Source organism: Gordonia pseudamarae, from assembly GCF_025273675.1.
GTDB lineage: Bacteria > Actinomycetota > Actinomycetes > Mycobacteriales > Mycobacteriaceae > Gordonia > Gordonia pseudamarae.
The window spans coordinates 4,536,298-4,558,562 of sequence record NZ_CP045809.1 but is presented as its reverse complement, the minus strand read 5'-3'; the positions used below and the strand labels follow the sequence as shown (position 1 = coordinate 4,558,562).

The window sequence follows — 22,265 nt, the reverse complement described above, 5'->3', positions numbered from 1 at the left end:
GCCCATCCTGTAGCCGGTGCCCGTCCGGTGGGCCGCTGCCGGACTCACTCCGCGGCGCGGTCGGCGTGTCCGAGATTCCAGTCGGGTAGGGCCGCGTCGCGGATCAGCCGTTTGAGGGTGACGACGTCGGGGAATCCGCCGTCGCGCTTGCGTTCCCACACCTGGGTGCCGTCGACGTCGATGTGGAAGACCCCGCCGGTGCCGGGAACGAGGGTGAGCGAGCCGAGTTCGGTACCGAACGTATTGAGCAGCTCACTCGCCATCCACGACGCGCGCAACAGCCAGTTGCATTGGGTGCAGTAGGTGATCGCGATGTGCGGGCGGCTCATGCCGACAAGTATGCCCTGCGGCGCGGCTCAGGGGGTTGTCACCGGATGGGGTGGGCTGCCTCGAATGCCTCCACGATCGGTGCGGGCACCCGGCCGCGGTTGCTCACCTCGTAACCGTTGTTGCGTGCCCAGTCCCGGATCGCCCGGCTCTGTTCCGCGGACGGACGGTCCTGCCCGACCGTCGCGACGCGCTGGCGGGTGACCACATTGCCGTTGACGATCTGGCGTGAGGCGTCGATGTACCGCCGGAGACCGGCGCGGAATTCCTCGGCGTGTTCGAGGCTGGTGTCGAACTCGTAGGTGGTGCCGTCGAGGGAGAATGTCACGGTTTCGTACTCCGTGAGGACCGTTCCGTCGATATCGTCGACAATCTGCTCGACATAATGTCTCACTGGGTGAATCCTTATCGCTGTGGCGGTTTCGACGTGCGTGGCGATTTACCGCCACGGGGCCGGGAATGACCGTCGAACACCGGAGAATGTAGCAGAATTTGCACGGGCCACGAGCCATCGGGCGCTGCGAGGTCCGGCGCGTATCCGATGGGAATCGGTGCTCGTCCACACGCGGTCCCACCTGCGGGCGGCGGCCGGTTCGGGTGGCCCGTCCGGCGCGGCGCCCATCGACGACCTGCGGTCGCGGCCACGCACCCGCGCATGGCCTAGTGTCGATGTATGCGCCCGAACTTACAGTCGTATCAACACGTGGCCTCGGGAAAGGTACGCGAGATCTACCAGATCGACGCAGACACCTTGCTGCTGGTGGCCACCGACCGTATCTCCGCCTACGACCATATTCTCCGACCGGCCATCGGTGACAAAGGCCGAATCCTGACCGCGATGAGCTTTTTCTGGTTCGACGCCCTCGGGGTGCCCAACCACCTGGCCGGCGGGCCCACCGACGAGCGGATCCCGGCCGAGGTGGTGGGCCGGTCGATGGTGGTACACGCACTGCCCATGGTGCAGGTCGAGTGCGTCGCCCGCGGCTATCTGACCGGCTCGGGTCTGCTCGACTACCAGTCCACGGGCACGGTGTGCGGCATCGCCCTGCCCGAGGGTCTGGGTGAGGCCGACAGATTGCCCGATCCGATCTTCACCCCCGCCACCAAGGCCGAGCAGGGTGAACACGATGAGAACATCAGCTTCGAGCGGGTCGTGGAAACCGAGGGTGCCGAGCGGGCGGCGCAGTTGCGCGCGGCGACCCTCGACATCTATTCGCGCGGCGCGGCACTGGCCGCCGAGCGGGGCATCATCCTGGCCGACACCAAGTTCGAGTTCGGTCTGGGCGCCGACGGCGAACTGGTCCTCGCCGACGAGGTCCTCACGCCGGACTCGTCGCGGTACTGGGAGTCGGCCACCTACCGGGCGGGGCAGGTGCAGCCCAGCTTCGACAAGCAGATCGTCCGGAACTGGCTCACCGGGCCTGATTCGGGCTGGGACCGGGCCGCGGACAACCCGCCGCCCGAACTGCCCGCCGACGTCATCGAACGTACCCGGCAGCGGTATATCGAAGCATACGAATTGATTTCACAGTTGTCGTTCGCCGACTGGCCGGATGCGCAGGTCCGGGCATGAGCGGAACGGAAGGGGTGACGGTGTCCGATCAGCAGGTGCCCGCACGTACGAGTGTCCCACCGGTGGCCAAGAAGGTGCGCACCGAGCGCACCCATCACGGCGATACCTTCGTCGATGAGTATGAATGGTTGCGCGACAAGGAGAACCAGGAGGTCATCGACTACCTGGAGGCGCAGAACCTGCATACCGAGGCGCACACCGGACATCTCGACGAGCTGAGCGAGCAGATCTTCGCCGAGATCAAGTCCCGGGTCAAGGAAACCGACATGTCGGTGCCGAGCAGGCGAGGCCGCTACTGGTACTACGCCCGGACCCAGGAGGGAAAGCAGTACGGAATCCGTTGTCGTTGCCCGATTTCCGGTGACGACGATTGGACGCCGCCGACCATCGGTGACGAGGTTCCCGGCGAGGAGATCACGCTCGACGCCAACGTCCTGGCCGAGGGCGCCGACTTCTTCAGCTTGGGCGCGTACAGCATCTCCGACGACGGCAACTGGCTCGTGTACGGCGTCGACACCGTCGGCGATGAGCGGTACACGTTGCGGTTCAAGAACTTGCGGACCGGTGAGCTGCTCGACGACGAGATTCCCGGAACCGCCGGGGGTGCGGTGTGGTCGCTCGATGCCCGGCACGTGTTCTATCCGACGGTCGACGAGGCTTGGCGCCCGGATACGGTGTGGCGCCACGACATCGGGGCCGGTACCGAGGACGTCAAGGTATTCCATGAGCCCGACGAACGGTACTGGGTGGGTATCGGCACAACCCACAGCGACAAGTACCTGGTGATCGGGGTGGGTTCCAAGATCACCTCGGAGGCCTACATTCTCGACTCGGCCGACCCCACCGGCGAGTTCCGCAGCATCGCGCCTCGGGTGGAGGGTGTCGAGTATAACGTCGAACATCTGATCATCGACGGCGAGGACTATTTCGCCTTCGTGCACAACGATATCCGCGACGGGGCGAAGTCGGAGAACTTTGCCGTCGACATCGCGCCGGTGCGTGATCCCGCCGCGCGGCGGGTGCTGATCGGGCACAGTGCGGACGTGCGCATCGAGGACCTCGACGCGTTCGGTGACTACTTGGTGCTGTCCTACCGCGCCGGTGGTATCCCGCAGCTGTCGATCGCCGATCTGCGCACGGTGGACGGCATCCCGTCGGCGGACGATTTCGTGCAGGTGTCGTTCGATCAGGAACTGTATTCGGTCGCGCTGGCGGGCAACCCGGAATGGGCCACGCCGCGGCTGCGGATCGCCTACGGCAGTTTCGTCGAACCGGCCGAGTTGCTCGAACTCGACGTCGCCACGGGCGAGCGGACACTGCTCAAACGGCAGCCGGTGCTCGGCGGTTACGATCCGGCCGACTACCGGCAGTCGCGCGAGTGGGCCACGGCCGCCGACGGCACCAGGATCCCGCTGTCGGTGATCCGGCGCGCGGACGTGACCGGACCCGCTCCGTTGCTGCTGTACGGGTACGGCTCCTACGAGTCCAGTCTCGATCCGGCGTTCAGCGCGTCGCGGCTGTCGATGCTCGACCGGGGTGTGGTCGTCGTCTTCGCCCATGTGCGTGGCGGTGGCGAACTGGGCCGGTACTGGTACGAGAACGGCAAGACGCTCAGCAAGAAGAACACCTTCACCGATTTCGTGGATGCCGCGAGGTACCTCATCGACACCGGCTGGACCACGCCCGATCAGATGGTGGCCGAGGGTGGTTCGGCGGGCGGCCTGCTCATGGGCGCGGTCGCGAACCTGGCACCGGAGCTGTTCCACGGGATTCTGGCGTCGGTGCCGTTCGTCGACGCACTCAACTCGATCCTCGATCCGTCGCTGCCGCTGACGGTCATCGAGTGGGACGAGTGGGGCGATCCGCTGCACAACGCCGACGTGTACGAGTACATGAAGTCCTATACCCCGTACGAGAACGTCGCGGCCAGGCCGTATCCGCCGATTCTCGCGCTCGCCTCGCTGCACGACACCCGGGTGCTGTTCACCGAGGCGGCCAAATGGGTTGCCAAGCTCCAGGAGTTGAGCACCTCCGAGCATCCGATCCTGCTCAAGACCGAGATGTCGGCCGGACACGGCGGTGTCAGCGGACGGTACAAGCAGTGGCGGGAGGCCTCGTTCGAGCTGGCGTGGATCCTGCAGCAGACCGGAGCCGTTACGTTCTGACACAACTTCGTCCGATATAGGGTCCCGCTCGGGCATATGCCCGAGCGGGACCCTATATCGGACGAAGTTGTCGAGGTGACTCAGTGCGCGATCATGGGCGGCGCGTCGTCGGCCGGGGCGATCCGGGTGCGCGGCAGGAAGAACGCCGGGATGACCGTGGCGGCGACCAGGATGCAGGCGACGATGAAGGTGGTCCCGAAAGCCGATGCGGCCCACTCGAACCACTGTTCCTGCGGCTGCGGCGGTGCGACACCGGCCTTGACCAGTTCGGCGTAGTCCTCCTCCGAGGCGTTCGACAGGATGGCCAGCCCGGATTCCTTGTGGCTGCTCAGGTTGGTGGCCAGCAGCACCGAGAACAGTGCCGTACCGATCGACGACGCGGTCTGCTGGGTCACGTTCAGCAGGGTCGATCCGTGGGGTACCTGGGTGGGGCGCAGTTTGGCCAGGGCCGAGGTCATGATCGGGGTCATCGTCATGCCCATGCCCAGGCCCTGCACGAACAGGGCCGCACCGATCAGCCAGTACGAGGTGTCGGCGGCGAGGAAGGTCAGCGGGATCAGGCCGAGGAAGATCAGCGTGACGCCGGCGAGGACGAACTTGCCCGGGCCCATCCGGTCGGTGAGCCGGCCGGCGATCGGCATCGTCACCATTGCGCCGATGCCCTGCGGCGCGAGCAGGAGCCCGGCCATCATCGTGCCCTCACCGCGCACACCGATGAAGTACTGCGGGAACAGCAGGGTGGAGCCGAAGAACGCGATGGCGAACATCGTCATCGTGATGAGCGCGGTGCGCAGCGTGTGGTTGGTGAACAACCGCAGGTCGAGCAGCGGTTTCTCGGTGCGCAGGGCGTGCATGACGAACCCGGCGATCAGGGCGAGCCCGATGGCGGCGGGCAGCAGCACCCGGGTGGAGGCGAAGGTGCCCTCCTCGGCGCTGCCGGACAGACCGAACAGGAACAGTGCCAGGCCGGGGGAGAGCAGCAGAAGGCCGATCACGTCGATGGTCGATCGCGCGGGTTCGAAGTTCTTGTCCAGGACCACCGCCGCGTAGATGAAGGCGATGACTCCGATCGGCAGGTTGATCAGGAAGATCCAGTGCCAGCTGAGCTGTTCGATCAGGAAGCCGCCGAGGATCGGGCCGGCGATCGGGCCGAGCAGCATGGGGATGCCGAGCGCGGCCATCACCGAGCCCATCCGTTCGGGTCCGGCCGCCTTGGTGAGGATCATCATGCCGATCGGCATGAGCAGACCGCCGCCGAGGCCCTGAAGCATCCGGAACGCGACGAGCAGTTCGATACTGGTGGCCAGCGCGCACAGCGCCGAGCCGAGGGTGAACAGGATCACCGACGTCAGGAATACCCGCTTGGTGCCGAAGCGACCGGCGGCCCACGCCGAGAGTGGGATCACCGCGGCCAGGGCCAGGGTGTAGCCGGTCATCGTCCAGGCGGCACCGGCGGCGTCGGTGCCGAATTCGTTCTGGAAGGTGTTCTGCGCGACGGACACGACGGTGACGTCGAGGATCGACATGATGGCGCCGAGCACGACGACGCCGGCGATGACGAGTACCTGTTTGTCGAGTGTGGTCTTGTGCGGCGGCGCGTCGCCGGCGGGTGAATCGGTCACTGGTTCTCCTGTGGTGTGTGCTGGGTTACCTGCTGCGGACGGGGAAAGCAGTCGTCGACGAGGATCGGGGTGATCGCCGCGCCGAGGCGTAGCCGGTCGCCGGTGGGCAGGGCGGTGACGAAGTTGCGGATCGCGTCATGGCGGAACGCCGAATGCGAGTCGACGAAGTGGCGGCCGTCGGCACTGAGCGAGATGCGTTTGATGCGGCGGTCGGTGGTGTCCTCGCGGCGGTCGACGAGTCCGGCGGTCACGAGCTTGTCGATGGTGCGCCCGGCCGCCGCCACCGACAGGTTGACGTGTTCGGCTATCTCGTTGACCGGGAGCGGGATGTTGTGGAAGCCGAGGGTGAACAGCACGCGTACCTGGGAGAAGCTCAGTTCGGTGCTGGCCAGCGAGTCCAGCGCATCGGTGCGGCAGGTGATGAACATCCGGTCGAGGAACTCGACCAGTGCGTTGGAGACGGCTTCGACGGAATCGGGGCCTGGAGGTTTCGCGGGTGGATCCGGGGAGGCGGCGGGGTCGAGGCCTGCCGGCGTAAGGGGATCGGTGTCCGGCTCGATGTCCGATGGCATGGCGACAAATAGTAGTGCAGATGCAACTTTCGCACCAGAGCAAATAATGCGGATAGTGGCTACACAAAGACGACTGCGCCCGTACCGGGGTGAACTCGGTACGGGCGCAGGAGGTGTTGCGGTGGGGTCAGTGCATCAGCACGGGCACCGACTCGGCGGTGGCCACGCGCTTGCGCGGCAGGAAGAACGCCGGGACGAAGGTGACCACGATGAGCACGGCGGAGACGACGAACGCTCCGGCGAAGGCGGAGGCGCCCCAATCCAGCCACTGGGCGGGCACCTCGGCCGGTGCCTGACCGGCCGCGACGAGCTTGTCGTACTGCTCGGGTGCGGCGTTCGAGGCGATCGCCAGCTTCGACTCGGCGTGCGCGGCCAGGTTGGAGGCGAGCAGCACCGAGATGATGGCGGTGCCTATCGACGAGGCGGTCTGCTGGACGACGTTCACCAGCGTCGAGCCGTCGGGAACCTGCTCGGTCTTCAGGGTGGCCAGCGCCGCCGACATGATCGGCATCATGGTCATGCCCATACCCATGCCCTGCACGAACAGCGCACCGCACAGCAGCCAGTAGGAACTGTCGGCCGCCAGGAAGGTGAAGGTGCCCACACCGAGCGCGATCAGGACCAGGCCGCCCAGGACGAACTTTCCGGGGCCCATCTTGTCGGTGAGCCGACCGGCGATCGGCATCGTCAGCATCGCGCCGATGCCCTGCGGGGCCAGCAGCAGGCCCGCCGACAGGGTCGATTCGCCGCGGATGCCGATGAAGTACTGCGGGTACAGCAGCGCCGCACCGAAGAACGCGATCATGAACAGGGTCATCGCGATCACCGAGATCGACAGCGTCCGGTTACGGAACAGACGCAGATCCAGCAGCGGGGCCTTGCTGCGCAGCGCGTGGGCGATGAAGGCCAGGATCAGCACCAGGCCGACGGCGGCCGGGACGAGGACCTTGGCCGCGATGAAGGTTCCCTCTTCGGCGCTGGTGGAGATGCCGTACAGGAACAGCGCCAGGCCGGGGGAGAGCAACATCAGGCCGACGATGTCGATGGACGGCCGGCTGGTTTCTTCCTTGTCGCGCAGGATGATCCATGAGTATACGAAGGCGACGATGCCGACCGGCACGTTGATCAGGAACACCCAGTGCCAGCTGGCGGTCTCGATGAGCAATCCGCCGAGGATGGGGCCGGCGATGGGGCCGAGCAGCATCGGGATACCGAGCACCGCCATCACCGAACCGACGCGATCGGGGCCGGCCGCCTTGGTCAGGATCATCATGCCGACGGGCATCAACAGACCGCCGCCGAGGCCCTGGATCACCCGGAACGCCACCAGCATTCCGATGCTGGAGGCCATCGCGCACAAGGCCGATCCGATGGTGAACAGCACAAGTGAGGTCAGGTACACGTTGCGTGCGCCGAACCGGGCCACCGCCCAGCTCGAGAGCGGGATCACCGCGGCCAGGGCCAGGGTGTAGCCGGTCATCGTCCATGCGGCCCCCGCCGCGTCGGTGCCGAATTCCTGCTGGAAGGTGTTCTGCGCGACCGCGACGATGGTGACGTCGAGGATCGACATGATGGCGCCGAGGACGACGACACCGGCGATGAGCAACACCTTGCGGTCGAGTGGACCGCCCGGTGGCGTCTCGGTGGTCGCCGGCGAATTGCCGGTGGTTGAGGACATGGGGGTATTCCTGTTCGTTGCGGGGTGGGCCGTGACGTCAGACGGGGTGCGCGGCGGTGCGCGGCGAGTGGCTGCAGGCGGCGAAGTAGTCGGTGTCGGCGCGGACGATCCGGTCGAGCGCCGCCCGAAGTTGTTCGCCGATGTCCGCGGGCAGGGTGCTCACGAAGCGTGTGATGGTGTCGTCCATGACGGCGCGTTCGGAATCGATGAACTCCTGCCCGGAGTCGGTCAGCGAGATTCGTTTGACCCGCCGGTCGACCGTGTCCTCGCGACGGTTCACCAGCGTGACACCGACGAGCTTGTCGATGATGCGTCCGGTGGCCGCCAGGGACAGGTGGATCCGATCGGCGAGTTCGTTGACCGACATCGGGCCGTCACTGCTGCCGAGGGCGAACAACACCTTCAGCTGGGACAGTGTCAGCTCGGACTCGGCCAGAAAGTCCGTCGCGTTGGTCTTGGCGACGGCCATGAATCTGTGCAGGAACTCGGTCAATGCCGCACACGTCGCCGACTCGCCCGGATGAGACGCCGGCGCGTGGCCGGGTTCTGTGGCGATACGGGTTGGTGAAGGCACCTGAAAATACTAACTCATGTGCAACTATTTCGATCACGCAAGTATTGGTGACGTTGAGCACCGATGAGGATCGGTGTGAGCGCGCACACGCAACCGGTCCCGGGTATGACTACCCTTGGCTCGCATGGCCAATATCAAAGAGATCCCCGTACACGCCCTCGACGGTTCCGATCTGGACCTGAGCACCTTCGCCGGGCCGCTGCTGGTGGTGAACGTCGCCAGCAAGTGCGGGCTCACCCCGCAGTACACCGCGCTGGAGAAGCTCGCCGAGACCTACGGCGGCCGTGGTCTCACCGTGGTGGGTGTGCCGTGTAACCAGTTCGCCGGACAGGAACCGGGCTCGGCCGAGGAGATCGCCACCTTCTGCTCGGTCACCTACGGCGTCAGCTTCCCGCTCCTGGAAAAGGTCGACGTCAACGGTGACGACCGGCACCCGCTGTACGCCGAACTCACCCGGACCCCCGACGCCGCCGGCGAGGCCGGTGACATCCAGTGGAACTTCGAGAAGTTCCTCGTCGGCGCGGACGGCGGTGTGGTGGGCCGCTTCCGGCCACGCACCGAACCCGATGCACCCGAGGTGATCGAGGCCATCGAGGCCGCACTCGCCTGACCCGAGACCGGAGTCGTCGCCGCGCGATGCGCCCGGACCAGTGCTACCCGGTAAGGTGAGCGAGGGCGAGCGCGGCGACGGGACCGTGCTTATCGCGCACGATACGACGGTGGATGCCTGTCGCGCGCGTGGCGACGGCGGACGCGCCGGCCCATTCCGCAACAGACGAGGAGCGTACGGACGATGGCGCGAGTGGTGGTCGATGTGATGCCCAAGGCCGAAATTCTCGATCCGCAGGGCCAGGCGATCGTCGGGGCGCTCGGTCGTCTCGGTGTCGCCGGGATCGCGGACGTGCGGCAGGGCAAGCGGTTCGAGCTGGAGGTCGACGACTCGGTCGACGACGCCACGCTCGAGCGGATCGCCGAAGAACTGCTGACCAATACGGTCATCGAAAATTTCAGCGTCTCGCGGGTGAGCTGAGCTCATGGCAGTGCGTATCGGTGTGATCACCTTCCCCGGAACTCTCGACGACGTCGACGCCGCACGGGCCGCGCGTCTGGCCGGTGCCGAGCCGGTCGCGCTGTGGCACGGCGACGACGATCTCAAAGGGGTCGACGCGGTCATCGTGCCCGGCGGCTTCTCCTACGGCGACTATCTGCGGGCCGGCGCCATCGCCCGGTTCGCGCCGGTGATGCAGTCCGTGGTCGACGCCGCGGGCAAGGGCATGCCGGTCCTGGGTATCTGCAACGGCTTCCAGATCCTGTGCGAGGCCGGTCTGCTGCCCGGTGCCCTCATCCGCAACGAGGGCCTGCACTTCATCTGCCGCGACGAATGGCTGCGCGTGGAGTCGAACACCACCGCCTGGACCGGACGGTTCGAGCGCGGTGCGGAGATCCTGATCCCGCTCAAGTCGGGTGAGGGCCGCTTCGTGGCGCCGCAGCGCAAACTCGAAGAGCTCGAGGGCGAGGGCCGCATCGTGTTCACCTACGCGGGCGGCAACCCCAACGGATCAACCCTGAACATCGCCGGTATCACCGATGAGACCGGCCGCGTTGTCGGGCTCATGCCGCACCCCGAGCACGCCACCGAGGCGCTGACCGGGCCGAGCGACGACGGTCTGGGCCTGTTCTACTCGGCCATCGACTCCGTTCTCGCCGCAGTCTGAGCGTCGGCGACATGATCTCCACCAGTGCGTCGGCGGCTGGTCTCGGTGAATTCATCGACGCCTCGCCGTCTCCGTTCCATGTGTGCGCCACCACCGCGGACGTTCTCGACGCCGCCGGCTACACCCGGCTGTACGAGGAGCGGAATTGGCCGTCGGCGGCCGGCCGGCACTACGTGATCCGGGGCGGATCGATTATCGCCTGGGCGAGCGAAGCGACGGGAGATCTCGTCGGGTCCGGCGGCGCCGATACCGTGGCCGGTTTCCGGATTGTCGGCGGGCACACCGATTCACCCAATCTACGGCTCAAGCAGCACCCGGACCGCAACGACGCCGGTGTCGGGGTGGTGGCGCTCGAACCATACGGCGGAGCCTGGCTCAACTCGTGGCTCGACCGCGACCTCGGCCTGTCCGGGCGGCTGGCCTACCGTACCGAGGACGGTGTGGCGCATCGGCTGGTGCTGGTCGACGAGCCGGTGTTGCGGGTGCCGCAACTGGCGATCCACCTGTCCGAGGACCGCAAGGGCGTGTCCCCCGACCCGCAGGGCGACGTCAACGCCATCTGGCACACCGCGGACGCCGAGCCCGACATTCTGGCCTGGGTGGCCCGGCGTGCCGGCATCGAACCGGGCGATCTGCTCGGCTGGGATCTGATGGCGCACGATGTCACCCCGTCGCGGATCATCGGTGCCGAGCAAGATCTGCTGAGCGCCCCGCGCCTGGACAACCAGGGCACCTGTTATGCGGGTCTGCGGGCGTTGCTCGACGCCGACGCCGGAGTGTCCGCCGGGTTTACCCGGATGCTCGCGCTCTTCGATCATGAGGAGGTGGGCAGCGGTTCCGAACGCGGTGCGGCCTCCGACTTCCTGGCAACGATCTGCGAACGAATCGTGTTGGCCGAGGGCGGATCTCGTGCCGACTACCTGCAGTCGATGGCGGCCAGTTTCTGTGTATCCGGCGACATGGCGCACGCCACCCACCCCAACTATCCCGACCGTCATGAGCCCAACCACCGCATCGCCATCAACGGCGGCCCGGTCCTCAAGGTGAACCAGAATCTGCGCTATGCCTCGGATTCCTTGGGGGAGGCGGTGTTCGCGGTCGCCTGCGCCGACGCCGGGGTGCCGCTACAGCGGTACACCCATCGTGCCGACCTGCCCTGCGGGTCGACGATCGGTCCCATCACCGCCACCCGTACCGGCCTGCGCACCGTCGACGTCGGCGCCCCCCAACTCGCGATGCACAGCTCCCGCGAACTCATGGGCACCCACGACGTCCCCATGTATTCCGCCGCCCTGCAAGCCTTCTACCTCTCCACCACTCCCTGAATCACCGGCCATCTGCCGGTTGAGCCCTCAAGGTTTTGCTCCCGCCCGTTCCGACGGGAACGCCGCCCACCCCGGCGGTTGAGGTGCGAGGTCGCCCAGCGACCGAGCCTCGAAACCTGGTGAGATAGCACTGTCATCTCACCAGGTTTCGAGGCTCGCAAGCTCGCACCTCAACCGACAAGGTTGGCCGGTCTCAGGATCAGGGCGACGTCGCCGGCGGTCAGTAGTTGCGGGCGTAGCCGCGGACGTCGGCGACGTACTGATACGACTGGTTGTAGCGCAGGATCGCCCGGGTCTGACCGTCGTCGGTGCGCATGTTGATGCCTTCGGCGCACAGGTACCTGGCGGTGGTCAGCGCGGCGTCGTACAGGTTCTGCGGGTCGGCCTTGCCGTCACCGTTGCCGTCGGCGGCGTACAGCCTCCACGTCGACGGCAGGAACTGCATCGGGCCGACAGCGCGGTCGTACGCCGCGTCGCCGTCGAGGGCACCGCCGTCGGTGTCGGTGATCACCTGGTTGCCGGCGAGGGAGCCGTCCAGTCGTGGACCGTAGATCGCGTTCTTCAGCGTGCCGTCCGCCGATGCGTCACCCATGTTGGCGTGGTGCGACTCGACGCGGCCGATGCCGCCGATGATGGTCCACGGGATGCCGCAGCCGGGCGTGGTGCGAGCCATGGTGTCGGCCGCCGTCTTGTACGCCTTGTAATTGATGACGGGAATCTCGCCGGTGGCGACGGCGGACGGCGTCGACACAGCCGCGGAGGACTGGGCCGGCGGGATGAAAGCGGGCCCTGCGACCTGGCGGGCGGGGGTGACGCCGACCAGATCCGGCGCGGGTGCCGCCTCCGGCGTCCGGTGCTTGCCGGTCGTTGCGGCAGTGCCCCGATCCTGTGCGCCCCGATCCGGTGTGCCCCGATCCGGTGTGCCCTGATCTGATCCGTTCCGATCAGACTTGTCGGGGCTGGGAGTGGCTGCGTCGACGAGCATCTTTATGCCGGTGGTGTGCGCGTCCGCTCCCGCGGCGGTGGCCACCAGGCCGCCCGCCACCGGCACCATGGCGGTCACCATCCACTTCGCGTGGTTGCTCGGCTTGGAGTGTTTGCCCACTTCAGTCGCCCTCCCGTTGGATGTTCGGGCTGACGCTACATGAATCTGTGCTCTGGATGTTATGTTCACGTTACATAACGAGCTGATAACTGATTGTTGTCGCTGGTAGGCGACCTACACCCCAGATCATGTGATGCTCGTCATATATGTCCCACAACTGGGTGACACGTCAGGGGGTTGACGCCGCCTGCCGCAACGTGCGGGACGGGCGGAAACCGCACGGTTGATCGCCGACGTGGCGAGTGCTGATCCCATATAGCGGGTCGGCGAGTGCGGCGCCGTCGACGGTGCGTACCAAGGGCGCGCCCGTGAAACGGACAGTAGTCGGGATTCGACTCGGGTTCGGATGGGATCGATTCGCGTGACGAGGGTCACCGTGTCCTGACTGGTCTTTCGCCCAAAAGGGTTACATCAGGGTTTTGGCTCGGCGAATAGCCTTATTACCTGCGTGAACTTCGGGCATCTATCGGCGGGTGATCCGACGAAGTCGATCGGGAAGAACTGAGGAGAAGGAATTGAAGCGAATGATCGTGGGCGTCGCTGCGGGCGCCGTGCTGGCCTGTGGAGCTGCGACGCTGAGCGCCGCGCCGGCAGGTGCGGACGAACTGTCGGATCTGATCGGGGCGCTGATCACCGGTTCGGCCGCCGCCTCGAGTGACGACGGCGGCTCTCCCTCGCCGACCGGACCGGCACCGCAGAACGGACCGTCGTCGAACGGGGTGGTCGGAATCGACGTCACCGTCAGCAATTGGGTGGGTAGGAAGTTGGGGCCGAATCTCTATACTTTCGGCGACAGTGGCTACTTTACGCCGCGGGTAAGGCATACTGCGCGGACGTCATCCGGTGGCACCAATAGTTCCGACAGTTGCCGGATCGAGCTTCAGGTCATCGGACCGCAGTCCTCCGGTGTGGTCAAGACCGCGAATTGTAGCGACAGCTGGAACATGGACCGGATTACCCAGACCGGCAGCTACACCGCTGTGGTGGTGGACCGGGTGTCCGGCCGCAAGGGCACTTCGACGTTCGTCATCGAGTGAACTGAAAATCCGGGTGGTACGGCGACCCCTGGGGCGGAGATCGCCCCGGGGGTTGCCGCATTTCCGGAGAATTCGCGTTTCGCTCACGGCGTACTCCGGCCGGAACATCGCCGGATCGACGGTGGTTGTCCAGGTCAGGCCGTTGTCGATGGGCGGTGACGGCGTGACCGGAAGCGACATTAACCGCAGGTGGCCGGGCATGGACCACTACAGTGGTAGCCAGACTGGTCGCACCGGTGACGAGACCGTCAACCGCCAGGTTCGGGACGCGAGTCCGGGGCCCCGGTGGCGACGGGTGAAAAGATACGTGAGGGAGAACAATGTTCGAACGGTTCACCGACCGCGCACGCCGGGTTGTGGTTCTGGCCCAAGAAGAGGCGCGGATGCTCAACCACAACTACATCGGCACCGAGCACATCCTCCTGGGTCTGATCCACGAGGGTGAGGGTGTCGCGGCCAAGGCGCTCGAATCTCTGGGAATCTCGCTGGAAGGCGTCCGCAGCCAGGTCGAGGAGATCATCGGCCAGGGGCAGCAGGCCCCGTCCGGTCACATCCCGTTCACGCCGCGCGCCAAGAAGGTGCTGGAGCTGTCGCTGCGCGAGGCGCTGCAGCTCGGCCACAATTACATCGGCACCGAGCACATCCTGCTCGGCCTCATCCGCGAGGGTGAGGGTGTGGCCGCCCAGGTGCTGGTCAAACTGGGCGCCGACCTCAACCGGGTCCGTCAGCAGGTCATCCAGCTGCTCTCGGGCTACCAGGGCAAGGAGCCGCAGGAGGCCGGCACCGGCGGGCGCAGCTCGGAGTCGGGCACGCCGTCGACGTCCCTGGTGCTCGACCAGTTCGGCCGCAATCTCACCGCCGCCGCATCCGAGGGCAAACTCGATCCGGTCATCGGGCGTGAAAAAGAGATCGAGCGCGTCATGCAGGTGCTCAGCCGCCGCACCAAGAACAACCCGGTGCTGATCGGCGAGCCGGGCGTCGGCAAGACGGCGGTGGTCGAGGGCCTGGCGCAGGCGATCGTCAACGGCAAGGTGCCCGAGACCCTCAAGGACAAGCAGCTCTACACCCTCGATCTCGGTTCGCTGGTCGCCGGCAGCCGCTACCGCGGCGACTTCGAGGAACGCCTGAAGAAGGTGCTCAAGGAGATCAACACCCGCGGCGACATCATCCTGTTCATCGACGAGCTGCACACGCTCGTCGGCGCGGGTGCCGCCGAGGGCGCGATCGACGCCGCCAGCATCCTCAAGCCGAAGCTGGCCCGCGGTGAGCTGCAGACCATCGGTGCCACCACCCTCGACGAGTACCGTAAGTACATCGAGAAGGACGCCGCCCTCGAGCGACGCTTCCAGCCCGTCCAGGTGGGCGAGCCGTCGGTGGAACACACCATCGAGATCCTCAAGGGTCTGCGCGACCGCTACGAGGCGCATCACCGTGTGTCCATCACCGACGGTGCGTTGGTGGCCGCGGCCACGCTGGCCGACCGCTACATCAACGATCGCTTCCTGCCGGACAAGGCGATCGACCTCATCGACGAGGCGGGCGCGCGCATGCGTATCCGCCGGATGACCGCACCGCCGGACCTGCGCGAGTTCGACGAGCGCATCGCCGACGCGCGCAAGGAGAAGGAATCGGCGATCGACGCCCAGGACTTCGAGAAGGCCGCAAGCCTGCGCGACAAGGAGAAGACCCTCGTCGCCGAGCGTTCCGAGCGCGAAAAGCAGTGGCGCAGTGGCGATATGGACGTCGTGGCCGAGGTTGACGACGAGCAGATCGCCGAGGTTCTCGGTAACTGGACCGGCATCCCCGTCTTCAAGCTCACGGAGGAGGAGACCACCCGTCTGCTCCGCATGGAGGACGAGCTGCACAGGCGGATCATCGGCCAGGAGGACGCGGTCAAGGCCGTCTCCAAGGCGATCCGCCGTACCCGCGCCGGACTGAAGGACCCCAAGCGTCCGTCGGGCTCGTTCATCTTCGCCGGCCCGTCCGGTGTGGGTAAGACCGAGCTGTCCAAGGCGCTGGCCAACTTCCTGTTCGGCGACGACGACGCGCTCATCCAGATCGACATGGGCGAGTTCCACGACCGGTTCACCGCCTCGCGCCTGTTCGGTGCGCCTCCCGGCTACGTCGGTTACGAAGAGGGCGGCCAGCTCACCGAGAAGGTGCGCCGCAAGCCGTTCTCGGTGGTGCTCTTCGACGAGATCGAGAAGGCCCACTCGGAGATCTACAACACACTGCTGCAGGTCCTGGAGGACGGTCGGCTCACCGACGGTCAGGGACGCACGGTCGACTTCAAGAACACCGTGCTGATCTTCACCTCCAACCTCGGCACCAGCGATATCTCCAAGGCCGTCGGTCTGGGCTTCAGCAAGAGCGACGACTCCAAGTCGAACTACGAGCGGATGAAGCTCAAGGTCAACGACGAGCTCAAGAAGCACTTCCGGCCCGAGTTCCTCAACCGGATCGATGACGTTATCGTCTTCCATCAGCTGACGCAGGACGAGATCATCCAGATGGTCGACCTGATGATCGCGCGGGTCGAGACGCAGCTGAAGAACAAGGACATGGCTCTCGAGCTCACCGACAGGGCCAAGTCTCTGCTGGCCAAGCGCGGATTCGATCCGGTACTCGGCGCCCGTCCGCTGCGTCGGACCATCCAGCGTGAGATCGAGGATCAGCTGTCGGAGAAGATACTCTTCGGTGAGCTGACCGCCGGACAGATCGTGCTGGTCGATGTGGAGAACTGGGACGGTGAGGGCGACGGTGAGAACGCGAAGTTCACTTTCGCCGGATCGGAGAAGCCGCGTGCGGTTCCGGACGCGCCCGTCGAACTGACCAAGGCGGCCGACGACGCGAGCTGACGGTCGGGGTCGGCTGGGCACGTTGCCCGGCCGACCGGCATAATAGAACACGACAAGTGACGCCACCGTGACAACGGTGGCGTCACCGTTGTAGAAAGGGGTCGTTCACCGCATTGAGAGCACAGTTGTGTGACACTCTTACCGTGCTGCGTCCGTTCCGCAATCAGATCCGTGCCACCGCGGTGGCGGCGACGGCCCTCGCGACCGCCGCGGTCGTCACGACCGGAGTGGTGATCGCGGAGAAGAGCACACCCGAGGTCAAGGCGGTGTCCAACGCCCAGGAGACCCCTCGTGTGTACGTCGCGCTCGGCAGTTCGTACGCCGCCGGACCGGGACCGCGCAGCCTCGATATCGGGCCGTGTCTGCGGACCAAGAACAATTATCCCAACCAGGTCGCCGAGACGCTCGGTCTGAAGCTGATCGATGCGACCTGCTCGGGGGCCACCACTCGCAACATCCTCGATGTGCCGCAGCGTGCGTTCGGTGGCCGTCCGCAGATCGACGAGGTGCCCGCCGACGCCGACGTCATCACCATCACCACGGGTGGCAACGATCTGGGCTATGTGAGCAGGCTGATTCTGAACGGCTGCGGCAACGTACTGCCGGAGTTCCTCAAGCGGACGCCGATCCGCAGCTGCCGGCTGGGTAAGGATCCGTTCCCCGAGCCCGGTAAGGCGGCCTACCTGGAGGTGGAGCGGTCGATGGTGGCGGTGGTCGAGGCGGTCCGGATGCGCGCACCAGGCGCCAAGATTCTGCTGGTGGATTACCCGCCGGTCGTCGAGGCGGGTAAACCGGCCTGTTCCCGGCTGCCGTTGCGGCCTGCTCAGGTGGCGCAGACCGTCCGCGTTTTCAACGGGCTGGCCCAGGCCACCTCGCGCGCCGCGGAGACCACCGGCGTCACGCTGGTGGAGGCGTCCCGTGCGGGCGCCGCACACACGGTGTGCTCGTCGTCGCCCTGGTTGACCGGGTTTACGCCGCCGGTGCCGTACCACCCGTCGGAGGCCGGTAAGAAGGGGGTGGCCGAGTTGGTCGTCGACGAACTGCGCCCGAGTCGGGCACAGCGCGCCAGTTCGCGCACTCCGGGCGCCTGATCCCGCCGCGTCCGACAGCACGCCCCGGGCAAGACACCACCGAACAAGACACCACCGAACAAGACACGCCGGGCCGGTCTCGATGAGACCGGCCCGGCGTTGTAGTCTGTGATGCCTGTTCACCCTGTGGGGTCGTCGTGGCCCCGGGCGAGATCAGACCGTCGCACCCTCTTCGAGTGCCGCACGCCGGCGCTTGTAGCCGACGACGGCGGCGGAGACCAGCAACAGCAGACCGGTTCCGGTGATCAGCTGGCCGACCACCATCTCGAAGCCGTAGCGCAGGACGATGCCGAGCACGATCGCGCCGACGGCCACCGCGGCCGAGCGCACTTCGTTCTGCTCACGCCAGTCGATGGTGCTGCGTCCTGTGGTGATGAGACTGATCGGGCTGCGCCGCAGTACCTCCACCACGAACACCGTCAGCGCGCAGGTGACGATGTAGGTGATGATGATCTTGGGCCACAGCGGGCCGTCCGGGTGCTCGCGCAAGAAGCGCATCAGCTCGGCCAGCGCGAGCGCATGGGCGAGGTAGATCCCGTACGAGCGGTCGGCGGCTTTCGCCATGAACGTGTCGGCCAGCGAGCCCTTGGTTCGGCGCTGCTGCCAGATGGTGCCCAGGCAGTACAGGATCACGATGATCGCGATGAACGCGGCGATGTTGTAGATCGAGAACACGTTGGTGGCGCGGAACATGCGGTCGAACTCGGTTCCGTGCATGACGTTGCCGCGGCCCTCGTGGTAGGCGGTGTTGTACCACCACAGGGTGATGCCCACGACCACCAGACCGGCGGCGATGAGGTGGACGCGCCAGCGGATCATGAACGCCTGGAACGCCTCCAGATGCATGGCGGCGACACAGCCGGCGAGGATGAAGAACTGGTACGGCAGCAGGGTGATGGTGAGGTGGCTCCACAGCTTGCCGGGCAGGCCTGACTGGAAGAATTCCAGCGGCGGCAGCATCATCCGCCAGATCAGCCAGGCGTGGAACGCGAAACTGATCGCGAGCAGGTAGCGGTGGTAGCCCCAGGTACGTTTGAGAACCCACAGCACCGCCGGGAACACCAGATAGATCTGCATGCTCACCGACATGAAGTACATGTGGTAGAAGGCGTGGCCGGTGATCAGGTCGTAGGTGATGCTCTTGAGCGCGGTACCGATCGAGGACCAGCTGTTGAAGATGTCGGTGAGGGCGTCGATACCGCCGCGACGGTAGCGGGTGTAGCCCCAGTAGAACAGGCTCCACACGAGGAACGGCAGACCGATCAGCTTGTACCGTCGGCGCCAGTAGTCGACGGGCTTCAGCTCGCGGTCGCGGTACTGGTAGGTCTGGACGAAGCCGGTGAGCGCGAAGAACGAGTAGCGCGTGTACCGGCACAGTAGGCCGACACCGCCGGCGACCACCGCGGTGGCCGACATGAGGCCGAGGATGACGTGGTCGAGGATGACCGCGGCGAAGGTGACCAGTCGGACGAAGTCGATCTGGTAGAGATGACCACCCCGCTTCGGCTTGGGGGCGGCGGCGTCCGGGTCGACGGAGGAGCCCGTCGGTTCCGGATCGGGTACCGGCCGGGCCGATGGGGGATTGTGGGGATGATGCTTATTCGTATCCACACCGGTGTTTGTCCGGGCGGATGCGTTTTCCTCCATGGTGATGGGGGCCTCCGTCTCGCCTCGACCGCGTACCGATCACGTAGCGGCCGACTGTGCTGATCGTGGGACAGGCTACCCGCACTTGTGTCAGGGGCGTGCGTTGCCCGCCCCGTGGGGCCGGATTGCGGCGTTCGTCCGAACGGGCTACCGCGGATCGAGGACTCGGACAGAACGGCCGGATCGGCCTGGCGGGTGTTCCCCCTGTCGCCGGGGTACGCCGTCCATAGGGCAGGGCTTGCTGTCACCCGGGCAGGGGCCGGGCTCCGCGAGCTTCCAGCAGCATGGTCATCTGTGAGATCTCCTGGCCCTGGTCGGTCATCATCTCGTAGGCGGTCCGCTTCACGGTCGGTGAGACCTCGTCATTGTTGTGCGCGGCCTTGGCCATCTGCAGGCCGCCCTGGTGGTGCCGGATCATCAGTTGCAGAAACCACACCTCGGCGGCGCGGCCGGTGAGGTCGGCGAGACGGGAGATGTCGGCGGTGCTCGCCATCCCGGTCATCGCCGGACCCTGGTCAGCGGCCGCGGACGGCACGGTGGTGCGCGTGACGGTGCCGTGATGGCCGTGTCCGGAGCCGGGGTCGTCGTCGGTCACCGACATCCAGCTCATCGGGTCCGTGGCGGTGAGCGGTTTGCCGAACCAGGTCAGCCAGCCGCGCAGGGTGGCGTTCTCCGCGGTCTGGGCGGTGATGATCCGCGTGGCCAGTCCGGTGATCTCCGGCCCCACCCCGGGCAGCCCCGCGACCGTGCCGGCCAGCAGGATCGCCTGGTCGTGGTGCACGGACATGTCCTGGGCGAAACCGACGTCGACGGCACTCATCGTGGGTGCCCTGTCGTTGTCGCGGGACTGCCACGCGGCGCCCACCACCGCCCCGACGGCCAGCAGCAGTACCGCGATGGCCGATGCGCCGACCGCGAGCACCGCTGTTCTGGGGACTGCCGGCCGTTCCCGGCCCATCAGGACGTGGAGTTCCCGAGAGTCGTGTTCTGGCCGGCGGGCGGGGTGTAGACGCGTGCGCTCAGTTCGAGGGCCAGGAAGCCGTTGTCCGAGCAGGTCGCCCAGATCTGGTTGCCGCGGAACTCCGGCGGTGACATGCACCAGTCGGTGGACCGGTCACCGAAGGCGATCTTGCCGGTGCGCGGCCCGATGGCCTCGTGCAGGCGGACCTTGCCGTTGATGGTCTGCATCCCCAGGCTGATGAACTCGACGGCGGGCAGACCGATGATGGAGCCGATCGCGTGTGGCGAGTTGGGCAGGTCGAACGGGTTGGTGCTGCGCTTGGTGGGCGGGTTGTAGTAGCCGATCTGGGTGATCTTCTTCAGGTTGGTGATATCGAAGACACGGATACCGGAGGACTCCCATCCGCAGGCCAGCGCGGTGGGGTTCTCGACGCGGTCGGCCGAGCAGTAGTGGGCGTTGTAGCTGAAGATCGATCCGCCCATCGACGAGCGCAGGTTCGCGTCGAGGTTGCGCGGCAGATTGATCTCCAGCTTGATCTGCGCCGCCAGTGCGGGCTTGTCGACCCGTTGCACGTCGAAGATCTTCACCCCGCCCGAGCCGGCTTCGTCGATGGTGATGATGTAGGGATGCCCGTCATAGAAGACGGGGATGGTGTGCTGGTTGAGCTGGCCGTCGGGCCAGTGGTAGGCGGCGATGTGCGGCACCTGCGGGTTCGGGTCGCGGCGTTGCACCGCCGAGATGTCGAGCACGGTGACACCGGCCATGTTGGACAGGTACATGCGGTTGCCGTCGGGGGAGATGCCGAATCCGTGTCCGACGAAGGCGTACAGGCCCTGCCAGATCACCTTCGGTCGCCGTGGGTCGCTGACGTCGATCGCCGACAGATGTCCCGGTGACAGACCCGAGGCCCAGTATGTCTTGCCGTCGGGTGAGAATCCGCCCTCATGCGAGGTGAACGGCAGAGGAGTCTTGGTGCCGGGACCGGTGTTGAGAAGTTTGGGGTGCGCGCAGTCGGAGATGTCGTAGACGGCGAAGAATCCGCCGCCCCACAGCAGCGGCACGGCGGTGCCGGCGAGCAGCTTGCGTTCCTTGTTGACCTTGAGCGTCTCCCAGGTCCCGGCGAGCATTCCGGGGGCGGTGAGTGCGCCGACGATCTTCGGGTTGCGCGGATCCTTGGCGTCGATCACCTGCACGCCGGTGTTCTTCTTGGTGATGGCGGTGCTGAACACGCTGCCCGTGTACGAGCAGTGGTCGTAGTTGGCCGATACGATGCCGCCGCCGGCGCCCTGGGCCTTGCCCAGCAGCTTCATGTTGCAGGTGTAGCCGCGTTCGCTGCGCCCCGACTCGCGGTCGGCGGACGGTACGTCGCCCGACAGACCGGCCTCCGGCGACGATCCGGGCCCGCAGTCGAGCTGTTTGACGGCTGTGTCGCCGACGTCCATGAAGTAGTGGTTTCCGGCGCTCGCGGGTGCGGCGAGTGCCGTGCCGAGGACTGCGGTGGCGGCCAGGGCGATGACAACGCCGGCGCGTTGCCGGACACGATGAGACAGACTCAGTTTGTTGTTCATTTGTGGCGCACTATAGCCGTGATCACGAGAATGCGGAATGCCTTACCGAACAAGCGTCAGTAGCCACGGTCGTGTCCCGATCAGTGGGAAGGGTATGGACACGAGGCCCCACGGGTGGCGGGTCACTGTCGGTGTCACGACGAGGACGACGCGGTGCTCGGCGTCACCCGGAGGTCCGGTGACGGGGAGGCCGCCGGTACGGGCCGATATCTCGGTGATGGACGGGTCTTCGTGGTCGGGCATGGGGCCACGCCGGGACGTCGAGTGTTCTCAAGGTCAACGGTGGGACCTTCGACTCATGTCCGATCTGAGACAACGAACAGATACTGTCAGGTGTTGACCTAATGCCTTTCGGTTATTAGGCTCGCCCTGTGACCCGGTTCACAGGACACCTCCCACCAGGGTGGTGCGGTGGCCGGAAACCCTCATGGCAGGTATGCGTCGTTA

19 protein-coding genes are annotated in these 22,265 nt (G+C 66.2%); 9 read left to right on the top strand and 10 right to left on the bottom strand.

Features of this window, described 5'->3' with window-relative positions; all coding sequences use genetic code 11:
- Positions 1 to 44: 44 nt before the first annotated feature.
- Together GII31_RS19880 and GII31_RS19875 are read right to left on the bottom strand one after the other, a co-directional pair.
- Complete coding sequence (locus GII31_RS19880) at positions 45 to 329, bottom strand: SelT/SelW/SelH family protein (protein ID WP_213245076.1); 285 nt, start codon at positions 327 to 329, stop codon at positions 45 to 47.
- Between the two features lie 38 nt (positions 330 to 367).
- Positions 368 to 721 (bottom strand): histone-like nucleoid-structuring protein Lsr2, encoded by a 354-nt coding sequence (locus GII31_RS19875; RefSeq protein WP_213245075.1) that lies wholly within the window; start codon positions 719 to 721, stop codon positions 368 to 370.
- A 279-nt stretch (positions 722 to 1,000) separates the two neighbouring features.
- Here GII31_RS19875 and GII31_RS19870 point away from each other — a divergent pair, with 279 nt between their 5' ends.
- Both GII31_RS19870 and GII31_RS19865 read left to right on the top strand, forming a co-directional pair.
- On the top strand, positions 1,001 to 1,900 hold the full coding sequence (locus GII31_RS19870; RefSeq protein WP_213245074.1) for a phosphoribosylaminoimidazolesuccinocarboxamide synthase: 900 nt from the start codon (positions 1,001 to 1,003) through the stop codon (positions 1,898 to 1,900).
- The gene (locus GII31_RS19865) at positions 1,897 to 4,065 is read left to right on the top strand and encodes a S9 family peptidase (RefSeq protein WP_213245073.1); all 2,169 of its coding nucleotides are present in this window, start codon (positions 1,897 to 1,899) and stop codon (positions 4,063 to 4,065) included. The genes GII31_RS19870 and GII31_RS19865 overlap by 4 nt, the downstream gene beginning before the upstream one ends.
- An 80-nt stretch (positions 4,066 to 4,145) precedes the next feature.
- Here GII31_RS19865 and GII31_RS19860 read toward each other — a convergent pair whose 3' ends face one another.
- From GII31_RS19860 to GII31_RS19845, 4 genes are all read right to left on the bottom strand, one after another.
- Positions 4,146 to 5,687, bottom strand: coding sequence for a DHA2 family efflux MFS transporter permease subunit (locus tag GII31_RS19860; protein WP_213245072.1), 1,542 nt, complete (start codon positions 5,685 to 5,687; stop codon positions 4,146 to 4,148).
- Positions 5,684 to 6,259, bottom strand: coding sequence for a MarR family winged helix-turn-helix transcriptional regulator (locus GII31_RS19855; protein WP_213245071.1), 576 nt, complete (start codon positions 6,257 to 6,259; stop codon positions 5,684 to 5,686). Before GII31_RS19855 ends, GII31_RS19860 begins: the two co-directional genes overlap by 4 nt.
- A gap of 127 nt (positions 6,260 to 6,386) precedes the next feature.
- Complete coding sequence (locus GII31_RS19850) at positions 6,387 to 7,937, bottom strand: DHA2 family efflux MFS transporter permease subunit (protein ID WP_213245070.1); 1,551 nt, start codon at positions 7,935 to 7,937, stop codon at positions 6,387 to 6,389.
- A 37-nt stretch (positions 7,938 to 7,974) separates the two neighbouring features.
- Complete coding sequence (locus tag GII31_RS19845) at positions 7,975 to 8,511, bottom strand: MarR family winged helix-turn-helix transcriptional regulator (RefSeq protein ID WP_322973037.1); 537 nt, start codon at positions 8,509 to 8,511, stop codon at positions 7,975 to 7,977.
- A gap of 124 nt (positions 8,512 to 8,635) precedes the next feature.
- Between GII31_RS19845 and GII31_RS19840 the strand changes: the two genes are divergently transcribed.
- The 4 genes from GII31_RS19840 to GII31_RS19825 all read left to right on the top strand — a co-directional run bounded on the left by GII31_RS19840 (position 8,636) and on the right by GII31_RS19825 (position 11,551).
- Positions 8,636 to 9,121, top strand: coding sequence for a glutathione peroxidase (locus GII31_RS19840; RefSeq protein WP_213245069.1), 486 nt, complete (start codon positions 8,636 to 8,638; stop codon positions 9,119 to 9,121).
- A gap of 183 nt (positions 9,122 to 9,304) precedes the next feature.
- Complete coding sequence (gene purS / locus GII31_RS19835; protein ID WP_213245068.1) at positions 9,305 to 9,541, top strand: phosphoribosylformylglycinamidine synthase subunit PurS; 237 nt, start codon at positions 9,305 to 9,307, stop codon at positions 9,539 to 9,541.
- Between the two features lie 4 nt (positions 9,542 to 9,545).
- Positions 9,546 to 10,226, top strand: coding sequence for a phosphoribosylformylglycinamidine synthase subunit PurQ (purQ, locus tag GII31_RS19830; protein ID WP_213245067.1), 681 nt, complete (start codon positions 9,546 to 9,548; stop codon positions 10,224 to 10,226).
- Between the two features lie 11 nt (positions 10,227 to 10,237).
- Complete coding sequence (locus tag GII31_RS19825; RefSeq protein WP_213245066.1) at positions 10,238 to 11,551, top strand: M18 family aminopeptidase; 1,314 nt, start codon at positions 10,238 to 10,240, stop codon at positions 11,549 to 11,551.
- Between the two features lie 220 nt (positions 11,552 to 11,771).
- On the opposite strand, the gene GII31_RS19820 is transcribed toward GII31_RS19825, so the two are convergent.
- Positions 11,772 to 12,656 carry a lytic transglycosylase domain-containing protein gene (locus GII31_RS19820; protein ID WP_246221968.1) on the bottom strand — a complete coding sequence of 295 codons (885 nt, stop codon included), beginning with the start codon at positions 12,654 to 12,656 and terminating at the stop codon, positions 11,772 to 11,774.
- 515 nt (positions 12,657 to 13,171) lie between these two features.
- Between GII31_RS19820 and GII31_RS19815 the strand changes: the two genes are divergently transcribed.
- The 3 genes from GII31_RS19815 (at position 13,172) to GII31_RS19805 (ending at position 17,642) form a co-directional block, all read left to right on the top strand.
- Positions 13,172 to 13,693 carry a hypothetical protein gene (locus tag GII31_RS19815; RefSeq protein ID WP_213245065.1) on the top strand — a complete coding sequence of 174 codons (522 nt, stop codon included), beginning with the start codon at positions 13,172 to 13,174 and terminating at the stop codon, positions 13,691 to 13,693.
- A 320-nt stretch (positions 13,694 to 14,013) separates the two neighbouring features.
- Positions 14,014 to 16,551: an ATP-dependent Clp protease ATP-binding subunit gene (locus GII31_RS19810; protein WP_260840130.1), complete on the top strand. Its 2,538-nt coding sequence runs from the start codon at positions 14,014 to 14,016 to the stop codon at positions 16,549 to 16,551.
- A 143-nt stretch (positions 16,552 to 16,694) separates the two neighbouring features.
- On the top strand, positions 16,695 to 17,642 hold the full coding sequence (locus GII31_RS19805; RefSeq protein WP_213245063.1) for an SGNH/GDSL hydrolase family protein: 948 nt from the start codon (positions 16,695 to 16,697) through the stop codon (positions 17,640 to 17,642).
- 153 nt (positions 17,643 to 17,795) lie between these two features.
- Here the strand turns inward: GII31_RS19805 and GII31_RS19800 are convergent, their stop codons facing one another.
- From GII31_RS19800 to GII31_RS19790, 3 genes are all read right to left on the bottom strand, one after another.
- Entirely contained in the window at positions 17,796 to 19,289 is a 1,494-nt protein-coding gene (locus GII31_RS19800) for an acyltransferase (RefSeq protein WP_213245062.1), read from the bottom strand.
- 244 nt (positions 19,290 to 19,533) lie between these two features.
- Entirely contained in the window at positions 19,534 to 20,247 is a 714-nt protein-coding gene (locus GII31_RS19795) for a DUF305 domain-containing protein (protein WP_213245061.1), read from the bottom strand.
- Positions 20,247 to 21,818, bottom strand: coding sequence for an LVIVD repeat-containing protein (locus GII31_RS19790; RefSeq protein ID WP_246221967.1), 1,572 nt, complete (start codon positions 21,816 to 21,818; stop codon positions 20,247 to 20,249). The genes GII31_RS19795 and GII31_RS19790 overlap by 1 nt, the downstream gene beginning before the upstream one ends.
- Positions 21,819 to 22,265 lie beyond the last annotated feature (447 nt).